Here is a 15,851-nt window from a genome sequence, read left to right as displayed (position 1 = left end):
TCTGCCTGACAGGCAGGGCGCCTGTGTCTCTCTTTCCCGAGCCACCGTCCTGCCGACAGGCGGACGGTGCGCGCCGTAGTCACATCCGCGCACGCTTGAATACGACGTCGATGCGGCAATCGCGCATCGTACGCTCAGGCGTGCTCGCGACGAATCCCCCTGCAACGACGCGCCATCGATCCGCCGCCAAAGCGATGACCGATCGCTTGCCCGCGTCCCGCATGCCGATCCGGTCAAATAATTTTGCATACCTGAGTTCATTCACGGAAATTTCCGATACCGGAGCCCGGACATGTTCGAGATCGACAAGCAGTACACCCGCGAATTCATCCACACCGCATGCGGCGGCAGCAAACAGGCATTCCTGCCGACGAAGAACGGCAAGGTCGTGGCCGCGTGCCTGCGCACGGACCTCAACCCGCACGCACCCGACGTGATCCTCTGCGACGGCAGCGCGTCCGCGCGTGCGGCCGGCAGGACGCTCGCCGCGCAGCGCGATGCGATTCCGGTGTTCATCAAGATGGAAACGGATGCGTTCCGCTTCGTCGGCCAGTACGTCGTCAGCGAATCGCTCACCGCGCCGCTCGACTGCGCGCCTTACGTGCGCAACAGCGGCTTCACGTCCGGGCAGATCTCGCGCGTGCTGAAGCTCAGGCGCTGCTGACACGTTTTTACGGCGCATCGCGCGCCCCGTCTCTGTCGTCTTTCAAACAGGAGCAATCATGCTTGGCTTGACGTTCTGGAAACACGTTATCGGCACGCGGGCCGATGCCGTCCGCGAAGACAAGGCAACTGCGCATGACCGGCACCGCCGCCGGTCGAGAGCGCTCGTGCTGACCAGCGCCGCGGTGGCGTTCGCGGCGATCGCGTTCGGCGCGCCGGTCGTCGGTATTTCGGTCTTTCTGCTGACGACGCTGCCGTTCGTCCTGTCAGGCACGTGAAGACGTCCGCATCGGGCGCGCGTCGAGAGCCGCGCCGCAATCGATACGAAATTTTAATACCGGGCCCCCGCGTATCTGACACCGTCTTTACGCGGATGTGTCTAGGATTTCCCTGTCATCACGACACGGAGAGATCCGCATGCAAACGCAGCAGGCCGCCGTCGGCGGCCAACCCGACCTTCCCCATCGACGCGGCGGCTTGCAGCTCGCGGCCCGGCTGGCGGATGCCTGTCCGCCGGACAACATCCTGCTCGACGTGCCGGTCGAAAGCGCGATCCAGTTGTTCGACCTCGCCGCGCGATACGTCGCGCGCAGCAGCGGAGTTTCCGCGGAACGGATCCGGACCGAACTGGCGAGGCGCGAACGGCTCGGTTCGACCGGCCTCGGCCAGGGCGTCGCGATTCCGCATGCGCGTGTCGACGGGCTCGGCTCGGCCGTCGCGCTGTTCGTTCGCGCGCTGGTCCCGTTCACGTTCAATGCGCCGGACCGCAAGCCCGTGCGCGAATTCATCGTGCTGGTCCTGCCGAAAGAGGACGACCGCGCACACCTCGAACTGCTCGCCGACGCGGCGCGGTGCTTCAGCGAACGCCCGTTCCGGCAGGCGTCGCGCGACGCGCTGACGCCCGGCGAGATTCACCGGCTCATGCAACGCACGCACTGACGCCGCGTCGTGCGGCGACAGGCACTTCCCTCATTCTTTCGGATTCCCATGTTCCCAGACCCTGAAAGTCCCGCTCTTACGTCGCGGCGCGTGGCCGGCTTGGCTCGCTCGCTGCCGTTCATGCAGGCCCTGCACGGGCAGACCGTCGTCATCGTCGATGGCGGTGCCGCGCGCGATGCGCGCTTTCGCCACGCGTTCGCGCAGGACGTCGCGCTGCTCGCGCTCACCGGCATTCGTCCTGTCGTCGTCCAGGGCGGGCCGGCCGCGTCCGGCGCGCAGTCCGTCCAGGCCGCACGCGCCGCGATGGCCGACATCAACCACGAGCTGGTGCGCGCGATCGGCAGTCACGGCGTCAAGGCAATCGGCATCGACGGTCACGACGGCGGCCTGCTGGTCGCCGGCGCCGAATCCGATCGCGCGAACACGAGCCCGGTCGCGCAATTCGACGGCACCGCGTTGAACGCGTTTCTCGGGAACGGGCTGGTGCCCGTCGTGATGCCCGTCGCGCCGGACGACACAGGCCAGGATCGCCTGCTGCGCCCGGAACGGGTCGGCAGCCTCTTCGCGCAGCGCACGGGCGCCGTCACGCTGGTGATGATGGTCGAAAGTGCGCTGCTGCGCGAACTCGGCGAACTCGCGGGGCTGTACGGCATCACGGAACTCGAGCAATGGCTCGCCGAGCATCCGGCAGCCGATGCGGCGCCCTGCGTACGGGAGGCACTCGATGCGCTCGCGCACGGCGTGCAGAACGTCCATCTCGCCGATATCGGGCAACCCGAATCGCTGATCGACGAACTGCTGACCGAGGAAGGGTCGGGCGTGGTGTTCTGCCGTCGCGGCAGTACCGACCTGCTGTCGGAAACGCGCCGCTACTTCGCCGATTCCGCGTGCGTGCTGCGCGACGGCTTCAGCGTCGAGCAGAAGCAGGTCGTGCGTTTCTGATCGGCTAGCAGGAAATCGCTTGCGGCAACCCACGAGGGCCGCCGCAAGCGAACGACGTCAGCGGTCAGCGCCGTGTCGCGAGACGCCGCACCACACGGACGAGCGCATCGACCTCATCGCACGTGTTGTAGAACGCGAGCGACGGCCGCACCGTCGCCTCGAGCCCGAAACGCCGCAGGATCGGCTGCGCGCAGTGATGCCCCGAGCGCACCGCGATGCCCTCTTCGTTCAGCGCCTGCCCGACTTCCTCGGTCTCATAGCCCTTCAGCACGAACGACAGCACGCTCGCCTTGTCGCGCGCGGTGCCGACGAGCCGCACGCCCGGCACCGGCGCGAGCACGCTCGTCGCATACGCGAGCAGGTCGTGCTCATAGCGCGCGATGTTCTCGATGCCGACACGGTTCACGTAGTCGAGCGCCGCGCCGAGCCCGACCGCATCCGCGATGTTGCCGGTACCGGCTTCGAAGCGGTTCGGCGGCGGCTGGAACACCGTACGCTCGAACGTCACGTCCGCGATCATGTTGCCGCCGCCCTGCCACGGCGGCATGTCGTCGAGGATCGCGCGCTTGCCGTACACGACGCCGATCCCGGTCGGCCCGTAGATCTTGTGTCCGGAGAACACGAAGAAATCCGCATCGAGCGCCTGCACGTCGACGCGCATGTGCGAGATCGACTGCGCGCCGTCGACGAGCGCCTTCGCACCCGCGCGATGCGCGAGCTCGACGATCTCCTTCACCGGCACGACCGTGCCGAGCGCGTTCGACACCTGCGTGACGGACACGATCTTCGTGCGGTCGTTGAGCAGCTTCCGGTATTCGTCGAGCAGCACCTGCCCCGAATCGTCGACCGGAATCACGCGCAGCTTCGCGCCCTTTTGCGCGGCAAGCTGCTGCCACGGCACGATGTTCGCGTGATGCTCGAGATGCGACACGACGATCTCGTCGTCTTCGCCGACGTTCTGCACGCCCCACGTCTTCGCGATCAGGTTGATCGCCTCGGTCGTGCCGCGCACGAACACGATCTCGTCGGGCGACGATGCACCGATGAAGCGCCGCACGGTGTCCCGCGCATGCTCGTAAGCATCCGTCGCGCGACCGGCCAGCGCATGCGCGGCACGGTGGATGTTCGAGTTCTCGTGTGCGTAGAAATGCGCGAGGCGGTCGATCACGGCCTGCGGCTTGTGCGTGGTCGCCGCGTTGTCGAACCAGATCAACTGCTTGCCGTTCACGCGCTCCTGCAGGATCGGGAAATCGCGGCGAATCGCGTTCACGTCGAACGGCGGGTGCGCGCCGCGATGCAGGTTGCCTTGCGGCTCGACCGCATGAGTATCGTCGATGAAGTAGCGCGGCACGTCCGTGCCCGATGCGCGCGAGACAGGCACGTCGCGATGCACGGCGAGCAGATCGCGCAGCGCAGCGTCGCCCGGCAGCCCGAACGCTTCCGGCGACGCGAGGCCGCTCGACGATACGACGATGTCCTGCGGCGTTGCCTGCCAGCCCTGCAGCGAACCGTCGGTGAAGTAGTACGGCGACGCAGCCGGCGCTGCCTTCACCGCGCCTTCCGATGCCGCTGCGTTCCCCTGCGGCACGCCGAGCGCCGCGCCGCCGACGCGCGGCTCGAGCGCGGGCGCGATCGACACGACGTTGTCCGGCAGCCCGTTCTGCGCGGCCGCATGCGGCGCGAGCGCGGGCACGCGGTTGCCGAGCGACAGCACGTGCGTCGGCGCGGACGGCGCGAGGTTCGTGCCGGGCGCCTTGCCCTGCGGCAACGCGAAACCCGGCACGCCGGTGCCGGTGCCGCCGGGCCCCGCGAGCGGCGAGCCGGCCGGCGCCGGGTTGCTCACCGACGCGAGGATCGGCGCGGCGGCCGGCAATGCCGACGGCACGCCGCCGACCGCGCCGCTGCCCGCCGACAGCCCGGGCGCGGTGGCCTGCCCGGGCGGTGTCGAGAAGAACTCGGACGCAAGCCGCGCCAGTGTCGCGGGATCGGGCAAGCCGGCCGGCAGCGGCGCGTGCGGCAGCGCGTGCGCGTCGCCGCCGGCCAGGCCGGGATTAACGGTAGGTGTCGGGATAGTCATGGAACTTGGCGATTTCGACGTCATCGAGGACAGCCAGCGCATCCGGCGAATGGACCGCGAGCGAGCAATACAGCGAGATCAGGTACGACGCGATCGCCTGGTTGTTGATCCCCATGAAGCGCACCGACAGGCCCGGCCCCTGCTCACCCGCGACGCCCGGCTGATAGAGGCCGACGACGCCCTGCCGCTTGTCGCCGACGCGCAGCAGCAGGATCTTGGTCTTGCCGTCCGCGACCGGCACCTTGTCCGACGGGATCAGCGGAATGCCGCGCCACGTGAGGAACTGCGAGCCGAACAGGCTGACCGTCGGCGGCGGCACGCCGCGCCGCGTGCATTCGCGGCCGAACGCGGCAATCGCGAGCGGGTGCGTGAGGAAGAATGCGGGCTCCTTCCACACCTTCGTCAGCAGTTCGTCGAGATCGTCCGGCGTCGGCGCGCCCGTCAGCGGGAAAATCCGCTGTTCGTCGGTCACGTTTGCCAGCAGCCCGTAGTCGGGGTTGTTGATCAGCTGGCTTTCCTGCAGCTCCTTGATCGTCTCGATCGTCAGGCGCAGCTGTTCCTTGATCTGGTCGTGAGGACTGCTGTAAAGATCGGAGATCCGCGTATGCACGTCGAGCACCGTGCTCACCGCGTTCAGGAAGTATTCGCGCGGTTGTTCCTCGTACGGCACGAAGGTCTGCGGCAGCACGCTTTCGTCCTCGAGCTGCGTGCATGCGGCACGCACGGCTTCCGGGTTCTTCACCTGGTTCAAGCGGTAGATGCCGGCCTCGACCGGCACCCACTGCAGCAGATGGGTCAGCCAGCGCGGCGTGATCGTGGAAAGCTGGGGGACGGTCTTGGTAGCGTTCGCTAGTTGGCGGGCGGCGTGATCGCTCAGCGCGGCCGTGCCGCTTGCAACGGTCGACATGTGTGGCTCCGGGTTCTTAAGATGAAAAACGGGATTGCTTATGACGCGAGGGGATTATCGGAAGCACGCACCTGCCGGCTCAACATGCTATAGCCGTCATGTCGTGCACCGAAAGGGAAACGAAACGGGGCAGCCTCAGGTGACGTACGCGCCCGGCAGCAGCATCGAGATCGACACGTCGAACGCGCGCGCGATCTTGTCGGCCGTGACGATCGACGCGATCGCCTCGCCGCGCTCGATCTCGCCGACATACGAGCGGTTCAGCCCCGCATGCTCGGCAAGCTGCTCCTGCGACCACGTGCGCGCTTCGCGCAGCCTGCGCACGTTGGCGCCGAAGTGATGGATGAGGTCGCTCATCGCGCCTCCTAGGCGACACGCGCCGCCGCGCGCGGCGCGGCGTTCGCTTCGCTGCGCAGCACGGCCTGCGTGACGTTCGCGCCTGCCGGCACGTCCTGCGTGAGCCACACGTTGCCGCCGATCACCGCGCCGCGCCCGATCGTCACGCGGCCGAGGATCGTCGCGCCCGCGTAGATCACCACGTCGTCCTCGACGATCGGATGGCGTGCAAGCCCTTTCTCCAGGTGGCCGGCCGCATCGCGCGGAAAGCGCTTCGCACCGAGCGTGACGGCCTGGTACACGCGTACGCGCTCGCCGATGATTGCCGTCTCGCCGATCACGACACCCGTGCCGTGGTCGATGAAGAAACCCGCGCCGATGCGCGCGCCCGGATGAATGTCGATGCCCGTTTCCGCATGCGCCTGCTCGGCGATGATCCGTGCGAGCAGCGGCAGGCCGAGCCCGTACAGCTCATGCGCGAGCCGGTGGTGAATCATCGCGAGGATGCCCGGGTAGCACAGCAGCACTTCGTCGACGCTGCCGGCCGCCGGATCGCCGTGAAAAGCAGCGAGCACGTCGCTGTCGAGCAGCCGGCGAATCTCGGGCAGCCGCGCGGCGAACGCCTGCACGGCCGTCGACGCTACCGCGTCGACGTTGTCGATCGGCCCGTCGGCGTTGCGCTGCCGCGCCGCGTAGCGCAATTCGAGCGTTACCTGCGCGAGCAGCGCGTTCAGCGCCGCGTCGAGCGCATGGGCCACATGGAAGTTCTCGCTCTCCTGGCGCAGGTCGGGCGGCCCGAGCCGCATAGGGAACAGCACGCCCTTCAGCGCGCCGACGATCTGCGCGAGCGCCTCGCGCGCCGGCAGGTCGCGCCCGCCCGGCTCGAGCGAGCGACGCTGTTTCTCGCGCCACGCGCGGCGGACGGTCTGCAGCGATTGAACGATATCGTCGATGTCGAATGCGGCCATGCTGACTTCTCCCCTTGTCGGCCGTGAATCAGTCCTGCGCCCACGGCAGGCCGCGAAAGCGCCAGCCGTTGCTGCCGCCGCGATGCCGCCCTTCGTCGAGGTCGCCTTCGAACCCTTCGAGCACGTTGAATACCTGCGTGAAGCCGCCCTTCGTCGCGGCCTCGGCCGCCTGCGCGGACCGGTTGCCGCTGCGGCACAGGAGCAGCACCACCGCGTCCTTGCCGGTCTTCGCTTCCAGTTCGCGCACGAAGCGCGGGTTGCGCGTCAGGCTCGTGCCGGTCGCCCACGGCACATGCAGCGACTCCGGCACGTGGCCGACGAATTTCCGTTCTTCGGCGGTGCGCACGTCCACCAGCAACGCGTCGCCGGCCGAGAACAGCGCCCATGCGGCCTGCGGCGCGACGCCGCCCGCGTAGGGCGTGCCGGCCGCCGCGGCCGCCGCACGTGCGTCTTCGAGCGCCTGCTGTGCAGCGGTTCGTTCTTCCAATGCAACCGTCATGACACTTCCTCGTTTTCGCAGATTCGTATGATCAAAAAACACCGGGAATGCGGCCGTTGCAGCTTGCGTGCTGTCTATAGCCGTCAGCGCCACTATGCGAGTGCGGCCGGGCAAGCAGAACCAATAAAAATTCATTTCCTAATCAGCGGCGCGCGAAATGCAATAGCAGACGCGCGCTATCGCGCTCGGGCTCGCTTGCGGTCGGGAAATGCGGGACGATATGCGGGACGACGACCGTTCGATGTCACGCATCGAACGGCTTTGAAAGGAACGGCGGGAGACGAGCAACGCGGCGTGAGCGCGTTGTCATGGAATCCGAAATGGCGCGCACGCGTCGCCGCGCATGCGTGGATGATTCGAAGAAATGCAACCGTCAGGCGACAGGCATCGGCGTGATGCCGAACGGCATCGCCGATGCATTCGCTTGCCTGTCAGTCCATCACTGCACCGGATCGACCGGCGCGACCGGTACGCCGCGCGCTTCGATGTCGCGCCCCGCGAGCAAACAAAGATCCTCGCGATGATGCGCGGCGACCACCTGCACGCCTACCGGCACGCCATTCACGAGCGCCGTCGTCACGGCCAGCCCCGGCAGCCCCATCGCGGGCAGCGCGCGCAGCGTGAGCTGCGCCTCCCACACACGTTCGAACCCGTCCGGCCCCTGCCGGTCGAGATCGTCGGGGAACGGCAGTTCCGACGAAACGGGCAGCAGCACGACCGCATACGCGTCGAGAAACTGCCGCCACTGCCGCGTCAGCGTAGTGCGCCGGACCAGCGCGCGGCTGATCACGTCGGCCGGCAGGTCGCGCACCTTGCCGCGCACCGCGGCGATCACCGCCGCCGCGCCCGGATCGCCGTCGTTCGCGACTGCGCTCGACAATGCGTCGAAACCGTCGCCGAGCCAAAGCTGTTCCTGCAACAGCGCGGCCTCGCGCATCGGCGGCGTATCGTCGATTTCGTCGACGGTCCAGCCCGCATCGACGAGCCGGCGCGCGGCATCGCGCAACGCAGCCTCGACTTCGGGCACGACCTGCAAGTCGCCCGGATGCATGCACAGCGCCGCACGCTTCGGCACGTCGCGCCCGTCGAACGGCACGTGTACGTGCCACGGATCGCGCGGGTCCGGCGCGGCGCACGCACGCAGCGCGAGCGCGAGATCGTCGATCGTGCGTGCGATCGGCCCCGCCGATGACATCAGTTGCGCGCCGATCGCACGTTCGGGCGACGATGCGTTGAACGCCGGCACGCGCCCGAGCGACGGCCGGATTCCGTGCACGCCGCACGCATAGGCCGGATAACGGACCGAACCGCCTATGTCGGTGCCGAGTGCGAGCGGGCCGATCCCGGCGGCAACGGCCGCTGCCGCGCCGCCGCTCGACCCGCCCGGCGTCAGCGCCGGATCGCGCGGATTGCGCGTGTGGCCGTGTACAAGATTCGACGTGAACCAGCGCAACGCGAACGTCGGCGAATTGGTGCGGCCGAGCAGGATCGCGCCGGCTTTTCTGAGGTTGCCGACCACCGGGCTGTCGATGCGCGCGATCAGGTTCTCCTGCACGCGCGTGCCGTTGGTCGTCGCGAAATCCGCCTGATCGATGTTGATCTTCACGGTCACGGGCACGCCCGCGAGCGCGCCCGGATCGTCGCCGCGTGCAATCGCGCGATCGACTTCGTCGGCCTGCCGCCGCACGTCGTCGGGCCGGTGTTCGATCACCGCGTTGATCGCCGGATTCACCGCGTCGAGACGATCGAGCACGGCGTCCGCCACTTCGCGCGCGGACACTTCGCGCTGCCGCACAAGTTTCGCGAGTTCGGTTGCCGACAATTGCCAGAGTTGCGTCATGATTTCTCCTCGTGGAAGGACATCACAATCACTCGCGGCGCCACGCTTCAACGATAACGTGGCGCCTCATCCGCTTACTGCGCGTCCCGCTTCGCACGTTCCGCGGCCGCGATGATCGCGTCGGCCACGGCCTTCGGCTGGCTCAGCATCGCGACATGGCTGCCGTTCACGCGCGTGACCGTCGCGCCGATCCGCTTCGCCATCGCTTCCTGCAGCTTCGGATCGATCATCCGGTCCTGCGTCGCGACGACGAACGTCGACGGCTTTGCATGCCACGCGGCCTGCGCGACCTTCTCCGAAATGCAACCGCCGTACCACGACCCCTGCGTCGCCGCAACGATGCGCTGCTGCGCGGGCGGCAGGTCCGGCGCGAAATCCTGCGCGATCGCCTTGTCCGACAGCCGCGCGAAGCCGCCCGTGTCCTTGCGCAGTTCACCGGCCCATGCCGGTGCCGGCAGACCTTGCGTGACGTCGGCGATCGACTGGCCGTTGTCGGGCGCGAATGCCGCGACGTAGACGAGCGACTTCACCTTGTCGTCGTTGCCCGCATCGCTGATCACGACGCCGGCCCACGAATGACCGACCAGCACGACCGGCCCCTTCTGCTCGTCGATCGTACGCTTCGTTGCGGCCGCATCGTCGGCGAGCGAGCTCAGCGGATTCTGCACCGACACCACGTGCAGCCCGCGCGCCTCGAGCAGCGGAATCACGCGGTTCCAGCTCGACCCGTCGGCGAACGCACCGTGCACGAGCACGACATTCGTGCCCTTCAGGTCGTCCTTCGGCGCGGCCTGCGCCGCGACCGCACCGAACAGTCCGCCGATCACCGCGGCGGATACCAGAACCCGTTTCATCGAACCGGCCATCGTCATGCTCCTTTCTCTGTTGTGTTGTTACATGAAGTGAAGTGCCGCGGTAGCGGCCGCGCCTGCATGCGGCAGGCGCGGCAACGGATCACGAATGCGCGTACAGGTCGTCGGCGGCGTTCCGCGCGGCGCGCGCCGGTGCCGCGTCGCGATGGCTGGCGGGCATCGACGCATCGGCCACGTTGTCGCCCTGCGACTTCGACGGGCCGTTCTGGTCGGAACGCGCGACCTGCAGCGCGGCGGCGACATCGTCCGGGTAATGCGGTTCGCTGCGTGCCGGGTTGTAGCCGGCCTGTTCCAGCCGGACGAGTTCGGCGCGCACGTCGGCACGCGACAGGCCATGGCCGGTATCGGCGAACGACAAGGCGGGGACGGCGGCGAGGACGACAACAGCGAGGATTCGGGCGGCTTTCATGAGTGTTCTCCTTGACGGAAGTTGGGGTGTCGATCACTTGGCATCCGATGCGAACGTCGGGCATCGAACGTTTCCTGCATGTCGACAGTAGAACCCGCCCACGTATCCGGCATGTTTCCGAAACCGGTGCTTTCTGCATGCCATTTTTTCCGGAACGCTCGCAGATACAGTGCGATACAAACCCGCCTGCCGAAGTGGTCCCCGACACACACGCACTACAAAAAAAGGCGCGCCTCGCACGGCACGCCTTTCCGTCAAACCCGTCGCTTCGTGTCACGTCACGGCGCGAGCCGCGTGAACACGTAGTCATGATTCTTCACAAGCGCCTGGTGACACGCGAAACACGTCTGATGCTGGCCGATATCGGCCGGCACACCGTTGATGAAGCGCCCGAAACCCCAGCCGCCCGTCGACGCATAACGACGCGAATCCTTCACCATCACCTGCACGGTCGTCGCCTGGCCCGGCACCGTCGCCGGCGCGAACTCGTCGGACTGCTTGCGCTTGTATGCGAGCTTCACGAGGATCGTGCCATCCGGAAACGGCAGCGTCGCCTGTTCGAGCGTGCGGATCGCGACGGGGTTGCCGAGCACCACGCGCAGCTCGTCGAGCGGCGCGGCCTCTTCGGCCGGCGCGACCATTTCCCACTTCCGGTAGCCGGGCGGGATCGTCACGCCGTAGATCGGCGACGCGGCCGGTTTCGGCTGTTCCGCGAACGCGGCCGGACCGCTCGCCGACAGCGAGCCGGCCAGCAACGCGCCCGCGACGAGCGCGCGGCCCATGCCGCGACGCCGGATGCCACTGCGAGCCGGCATCACAGATGCTCCACTTGCAGGATCGCGTCGGCAAACGCCTGCGGCGCTTCCTGCGGCAGGTTGTGGCCGATGCCGCCGTTGATCGTCCGGTGCTGGTACTTGCCCGTGAATTTCTTCGCGTACGCGGCCGGATCCGGATGCGGCGCGCCGTTCGCGTCGCCTTCCATCGTGATCGTCGGCACGGCAATCGCGGGCCCGGCGGCGAGACGCCGCTCGATGTCGTCGTATTGCGCTTCGCCCTTCGCGAGCCCGAGGCGCCAGCGATAGTTGTGGATCACGACGGCCACGTGGTCGGGGTTCTGGAACGATGCGGCCGAGCGCGCATAGGTTTCGTCGGAGAACTGCCACTTCGGCGACGCGAGCTGCCAGATCAGCTTGTTGAACGCGTCGCGGTTCGCCGCGTAGCCGAGCTCGCCGCGCTCGGTCGTGAAATAGAACTGATACCACCACTGGAATTCGGCCTGCGGCGGCAGCGGCTTGCGGTTCGCCTCCTGGCTGCCGATCAGGTAGCCGCTCACCGACACCAGCGCCTTCACGCGCTGCGGCCACAGCGCCGCGATGATGTCGGCCGTGCGCGCGCCCCAGTCGTAGCCGCCGAATACCGCGCGGTCGATCTTCAGCGCATCCATCAGCGCGACGATGTCGACGGCCGTCACCGCCTGCTGGCCGTTGCGCACCGTGTCGGCCGAGCGGAACGTCGTCGACCCGTAGCCGCGCAGGTACGGCACGATCACGCGATAGCCGGCCGCGACCAGCAGCGGCGCGACTTCCGCGTAACTGTAGATGTCGTACGGCCAGCCGTGCAGCAGGAACACGACCGGGCCCTTCTTCGGCCCGAGGTCCGCATACCCGACGTTGAGCACGCCCGCGTCGATCTGGTGGATCGTACCCAGCGACGCAACGCCGGCCGCGCGCTTCGCCGTCGATGCATCGGGCGCCGACTGCGCGCGCGCAAGGTTGCCGAACCCGAGGTCGGCGAGGCTCAGGCCCGCAAGCGCCGTACCCAGGATCAGGCGGCGGCGGGTGTTCACGGTATCAGGCATGACTCGTTCTCCATTGTCGATCGTCAAGGAAGGGGCCCGCGGCACGTGCAGGCGCTCCGGTATCACCGTTCGCAGCGGCGGCGCATGGCACCGCGCGGCCGTGTGAAACGCTTCACCGGTTTTATATCCGAACCATCGGGATGCTTTGTATCGCAACGTATCTGTGTGCGAACACGACACACAGCGATTCAAAAAACGTTGGGGAAACGACGGTTTTCTGCAGGCCGCGCGGCTGATCGGCCCGGCTCGACACAGTCGACAGAACGAAAACAAGCGCGAGCCGCAAGCAAGCCAGCCCGCACCCACCGCTCAACCCACCCTTACCCGCGCCGCAACGGCCGGAACCCGGCACGCACTTCGCGAGCAAACAGTTCCGGCTCCTCCCATGCCGCGAAATGCCCGCCCTTGTCGACTTCGTTGAAGTAGATCAGGTTGCGATAACTGCGCTCGGCCCAGCTGCGCGGCGCCTGGTAGATCTCGCCCGGAAACACCGTGATCGCCGCCGGCAGCGAGATATCCACCGCATTGAAGTTGTTCGAATGATCCTCCCAGTAGATCTGCGCGGCCGACGTCGCGGTGTTCGTCAGCCAGTACAACGAAATGTCGTCGAGAATCTCGTCACGCGGGATCGAGCGTTCGGGCACGCCGCCGCTGTACGTCCACTGCGAGATCTTGTCGTACATCCACGCGGCCTGACCGGACGGCGAATCGGCGAGCGCATAACCGACCGTCTGCGGACGCGTGACCATCATCGCCGAGTAGCCGCAGTTGTCGCGATAGAACGTCGCGAGCTTCTCGTACGCGGCCCTCTCCTTCGGCGACAGCGAAGCCGGCGCGGGCGAGTCGGTCGCGAGCAGCGCAGCGATGTCCGGCGGTACCGTCGCCGGCATGTTCACGTGAATCCCGGCCAGGCCCTGTACGCGCTGCATCGCCATCCGGTGCGAGATCACCGAGCCGCAGTCGCCGCCCTGCGACACGAAGCGCGTATAGCCGAGCCGCGCCATCAGCTCGCCCCACGCGCGCGCGATGTGGTCGGAACCCCATCCCGTCTGCGTCGGCCGGCCCGAAAACCCGAAGCCCGGCAACGACGGCACGACGACGTGAAACGCATCGTCCGCGCTCGCGCCGTGTGCGGTCGGGTCGGTCAGCGGGCCGATCGCCTTCAGCAGCTCGAAGATCGAACCGGGCCAGCCGTGCGTCATGATCATCGGCATCGCGTTCGCGTGCCGCGAGCGCACGTGGATGAAGTGAATGTCGAGCCCGTCGATTTCCGTGATGAACATCGGGAAACCGTTCAGGCGCGCCTCGCCCTTGCGCCAGTCGTAGTCGCTGCCCCAGTAGCGCAGCAGCGCCTGCATGCGCGCGAGCCGCACGCCCTGCGATTCGTCGGCGACGGTCTCGCGGCCCGGCCAGCGCGTCGCCGCAATGCGGCGGCGCAGGTCGGCCACGGCTTCATCGGGAATGTGCGCGGTGAACGGGCGTATGCCGCTGCCGCCGGTCGCGGCATGCAGCGCGGTGGGTAGCATCGCCGATACCCCGGCGGCCACGGAAGTGGCCAGCAGGTGGCGACGCATCGGGGAAAACGGTGTGGAAGACATCGTTCGGCATCTCCTTTCGTGAAGTGGAAAGTGAACATGCCGCGCGCCCGCTCGCGCCCTGGCTTTCAATCCGGCGCGCCCTGGTCACGCGGCGTCGCCCATTTGAAAGGTCTGATGTATCCGGGATTTGTCTGATTTGTACGCGTTTGTAGCCGCTGCGCGCCGAGCGAGCGGCCCGCGCGCCGCTCGCCGGTACGATGCTCAGAGCGCGTTGACGATCGCGCCGTCGACGCGAATGTTCTGCCCGGTGATATAGCCCGCGCCGTCCGACAGCAGGAACGCGACCGTCTTCGCGATCTCGCCGGTCTTGCCGAAGCGGCCGGCCGGAATGCGCGCGACGATCTCGGGCGTTTCCGGCCAGCTGTCGATGAAGCCCGGCAGCACCGCGTTCATCCGGATGTTCTCGGCCGCATAGCGTTCCGCGTAGAGACGCGTCCATGCGCTCAGCGCCGCGCGCAGCGCCGACGACACCGGCATCGGCTGCTCCGGCGCGTCCGCCGCGAAGCTCGAGATGTTGACCACCGCGCCGCCGCCCTGTTTCTGGAAGATCGGCGTCACGCGGCGCATCACGCGCACGACGTTCAGCAGGATCAGGTCGAGCCCTGCGTGCCAGTTGTCGTCGGTGATCGCCAGCAGCTCGCCCTTCGGCGGATGCCCGGTGTTGTTCACGACCGCGTCGATCCGGCCGTAGCGCGCGACCGCCTCCTGCACGAGCCGGTCGATATCGGCTTCTTCCGTCACCGAGCCCTGGATGCCGAACCCGCCCAGTTCCTCGCCGAGCGCCACCGCGCTGCCCGACGGCGACATCAGCGCGACGCGGTAACCCGTGGCTGCCAGTTCACGCGCGATCGCCGCGCCCATGCCCTTGCCCGCCGCCGTGATCAACGCCACTTTTTCTACAGTCACGATCTGCTCCCTCGCTTGAATCCTGCCGCCGCGCAGCCGCCATTCGGCACGCCATGGTGGTAATGTAGGCGCATCGCAGACGACTGTCGAACCAGTATTTCTGCCTCCAGACGATAGTTTTTCTACATCCTGACAATGCTGCCCCGCCCTTCCCGCCTGCCGCCGCTGAATGCGCTTCGCGCGTTCGAAGTGTCCGCGCGGCACCTCAATTTCCGCGCCGCGGCCGACGAGATCGGCGTCACGCAAGGCGCCGTCGCGCAACAGGTGCGCCACCTCGAGGACGTGCTCGGCCTGAAGCTGTTCGAGCGCCTGCCGCGCGGCCTCGCGCTGACGCACGACGGCGCCGCGTATTTCTCCGACGTGCAGCGCGCGCTGAACGCGATCGCCGATGCAACCGACAAGCTCGTGAAGCGGCGCGCGGCGCTGACGATCAGCACGACGCCGTCGTTCGCGTCGAAGTGGCTGATCCCGCGGCTCGCGCAGTTCACCGACGCGCATCCCGACTACGACGTGCGCGTGATCGCCGACCAGCAGCTCGCGACGTTCCGCCACGACGGCGTCGATCTCGCGATCCGCTACGGCAAGCCGCCGTTCGGCAAGCATCTCGCCGCGCATGCGCTGTTCCCGCTCGATGTGTGCGCCGTATGCAGCCCCGCGCTGCTGGCCGCGCCCGCGTCGCCGCGCGCACTCGCCGGCCACGTGCTGCTGCACGACGCGCACGACCTGTGGCCCGAGTTCATTGAAGCGATGCCCGAGCCGGTCGATATCGATCCGCACAAGGGGCTGCGCTTCAACCAGACGTCGCTCGCGATCGATGCGGCCGTCGCCGGCCAGGGCATCGCGCTCGCGACCGATCCTTTGGTCGAACGCGATATCGCGGCAGGCCGGCTGTGCAAGCCGTTCGATTTCGCGTTTCCGCTGTCGGTGGGGTTCTATCTCGTGTATCCGGCCGAGCGCCGCGACGACGATGCGATCGCGATGATGCGCGACTGGATGATCGGGCAGGCGGTGGCGGACGAGCGGCCTTGAGTGGCCTT

At 67.6% G+C, this 15,851-nt stretch carries 17 protein-coding genes; 5 read left to right on the top strand and 12 right to left on the bottom strand.

From position 1 onward, the window contains the following. Nucleotides 1–292 precede the first annotated feature (292 nt). The 4 genes from FPJ27_RS06390 to FPJ27_RS06375 all read left to right on the top strand — a co-directional run bounded on the left by FPJ27_RS06390 (nt 293) and on the right by FPJ27_RS06375 (nt 2,544). On the top strand, nt 293–664 hold the full coding sequence (locus FPJ27_RS06390; RefSeq protein WP_072442273.1) for a DUF6697 family protein: 372 nt from the start codon (nt 293–295) through the stop codon (nt 662–664). 58 nt (nt 665–722) lie between these two features. Continuing rightward, complete coding sequence (locus tag FPJ27_RS06385) at nt 723–941, top strand: hypothetical protein (protein ID WP_239483244.1); 219 nt, start codon at nt 723–725, stop codon at nt 939–941. A 139-nt stretch (nt 942–1,080) separates the two neighbouring features. Beyond that, entirely contained in the window at nt 1,081–1,602 is a 522-nt protein-coding gene (locus FPJ27_RS06380; protein WP_204422362.1) for a PTS sugar transporter subunit IIA, read from the top strand. A 48-nt stretch (nt 1,603–1,650) separates the two neighbouring features. Then, nucleotides 1,651–2,544, top strand: coding sequence for an acetylglutamate kinase (locus FPJ27_RS06375; protein WP_204422361.1), 894 nt, complete (start codon nt 1,651–1,653; stop codon nt 2,542–2,544). Between the two features lie 64 nt (nt 2,545–2,608). Here FPJ27_RS06375 and FPJ27_RS06370 read toward each other — a convergent pair whose 3' ends face one another. The 12 genes from FPJ27_RS06370 to FPJ27_RS06315 all read right to left on the bottom strand — a co-directional run bounded on the left by FPJ27_RS06370 (nt 2,609) and on the right by FPJ27_RS06315 (nt 14,814). Beyond that, the gene (locus FPJ27_RS06370) at nt 2,609–4,621 is read right to left on the bottom strand and encodes a family 2A encapsulin nanocompartment cargo protein cysteine desulfurase (RefSeq protein WP_204422360.1); all 2,013 of its coding nucleotides are present in this window, start codon (nt 4,619–4,621) and stop codon (nt 2,609–2,611) included. Then, nucleotides 4,596–5,528, bottom strand: coding sequence for a family 2A encapsulin nanocompartment shell protein (locus tag FPJ27_RS06365; protein ID WP_006479760.1), 933 nt, complete (start codon nt 5,526–5,528; stop codon nt 4,596–4,598). The genes FPJ27_RS06370 and FPJ27_RS06365 overlap by 26 nt, the downstream gene beginning before the upstream one ends. A 135-nt stretch (nt 5,529–5,663) precedes the next feature. Continuing rightward, the gene (locus FPJ27_RS06360; protein WP_034182019.1) at nt 5,664–5,885 is read right to left on the bottom strand and encodes a helix-turn-helix transcriptional regulator; all 222 of its coding nucleotides are present in this window, start codon (nt 5,883–5,885) and stop codon (nt 5,664–5,666) included. A gap of 8 nt (nt 5,886–5,893) precedes the next feature. Next, entirely contained in the window at nt 5,894–6,832 is a 939-nt protein-coding gene (epsC, locus tag FPJ27_RS06355; RefSeq protein ID WP_072442277.1) for a serine O-acetyltransferase EpsC, read from the bottom strand. Between the two features lie 28 nt (nt 6,833–6,860). After that, complete coding sequence (locus FPJ27_RS06350; RefSeq protein ID WP_204422359.1) at nt 6,861–7,331, bottom strand: rhodanese-like domain-containing protein; 471 nt, start codon at nt 7,329–7,331, stop codon at nt 6,861–6,863. Nucleotides 7,332–7,770: 439 nt separating this feature from the next. Next, a complete protein-coding gene (locus tag FPJ27_RS06345; RefSeq protein ID WP_204422358.1) occupies nt 7,771–9,171 on the bottom strand; it encodes an amidase family protein in 1,401 nt (466 codons plus the stop codon). 74 nt (nt 9,172–9,245) lie between these two features. Beyond that, entirely contained in the window at nt 9,246–10,037 is a 792-nt protein-coding gene (locus tag FPJ27_RS06340) for an alpha/beta hydrolase (RefSeq protein ID WP_204422357.1), read from the bottom strand. A gap of 88 nt (nt 10,038–10,125) precedes the next feature. Then, a complete protein-coding gene (locus tag FPJ27_RS06335) occupies nt 10,126–10,452 on the bottom strand; it encodes a DUF4148 domain-containing protein (protein ID WP_204422356.1) in 327 nt (108 codons plus the stop codon). 278 nt (nt 10,453–10,730) lie between these two features. Then, on the bottom strand, nt 10,731–11,267 hold the full coding sequence (locus FPJ27_RS06330) for a cytochrome P460 family protein (RefSeq protein ID WP_204422355.1): 537 nt from the start codon (nt 11,265–11,267) through the stop codon (nt 10,731–10,733). Next, on the bottom strand, nt 11,267–12,310 hold the full coding sequence (locus FPJ27_RS06325) for an alpha/beta hydrolase (protein WP_072442282.1): 1,044 nt from the start codon (nt 12,308–12,310) through the stop codon (nt 11,267–11,269). The genes FPJ27_RS06330 and FPJ27_RS06325 overlap by 1 nt, the downstream gene beginning before the upstream one ends. A 320-nt stretch (nt 12,311–12,630) precedes the next feature. Further along, nucleotides 12,631–13,908 (bottom strand): epoxide hydrolase family protein, encoded by a 1,278-nt coding sequence (locus FPJ27_RS06320; protein ID WP_204422354.1) that lies wholly within the window; start codon nt 13,906–13,908, stop codon nt 12,631–12,633. A 201-nt stretch (nt 13,909–14,109) separates the two neighbouring features. After that, nucleotides 14,110–14,814 (bottom strand): SDR family oxidoreductase, encoded by a 705-nt coding sequence (locus FPJ27_RS06315; RefSeq protein WP_072442285.1) that lies wholly within the window; start codon nt 14,812–14,814, stop codon nt 14,110–14,112. Nucleotides 14,815–14,949: 135 nt separating this feature from the next. On the opposite strand from FPJ27_RS06315, the gene gcvA reads away from it, so the two are divergent. Continuing rightward, nucleotides 14,950–15,843 (top strand): transcriptional regulator GcvA, encoded by an 894-nt coding sequence (gcvA, locus tag FPJ27_RS06310; RefSeq protein ID WP_204422353.1) that lies wholly within the window; start codon nt 14,950–14,952, stop codon nt 15,841–15,843. Nucleotides 15,844–15,851 lie beyond the last annotated feature (8 nt).

The sequence above is a fragment of the Burkholderia sp. MS455 genome (genome assembly GCF_016899445.1).
Lineage (GTDB): Bacteria > Pseudomonadota > Gammaproteobacteria > Burkholderiales > Burkholderiaceae > Burkholderia > Burkholderia pyrrocinia_C.
This window is presented reverse-complemented; position numbering and strand designations above follow the sequence as displayed.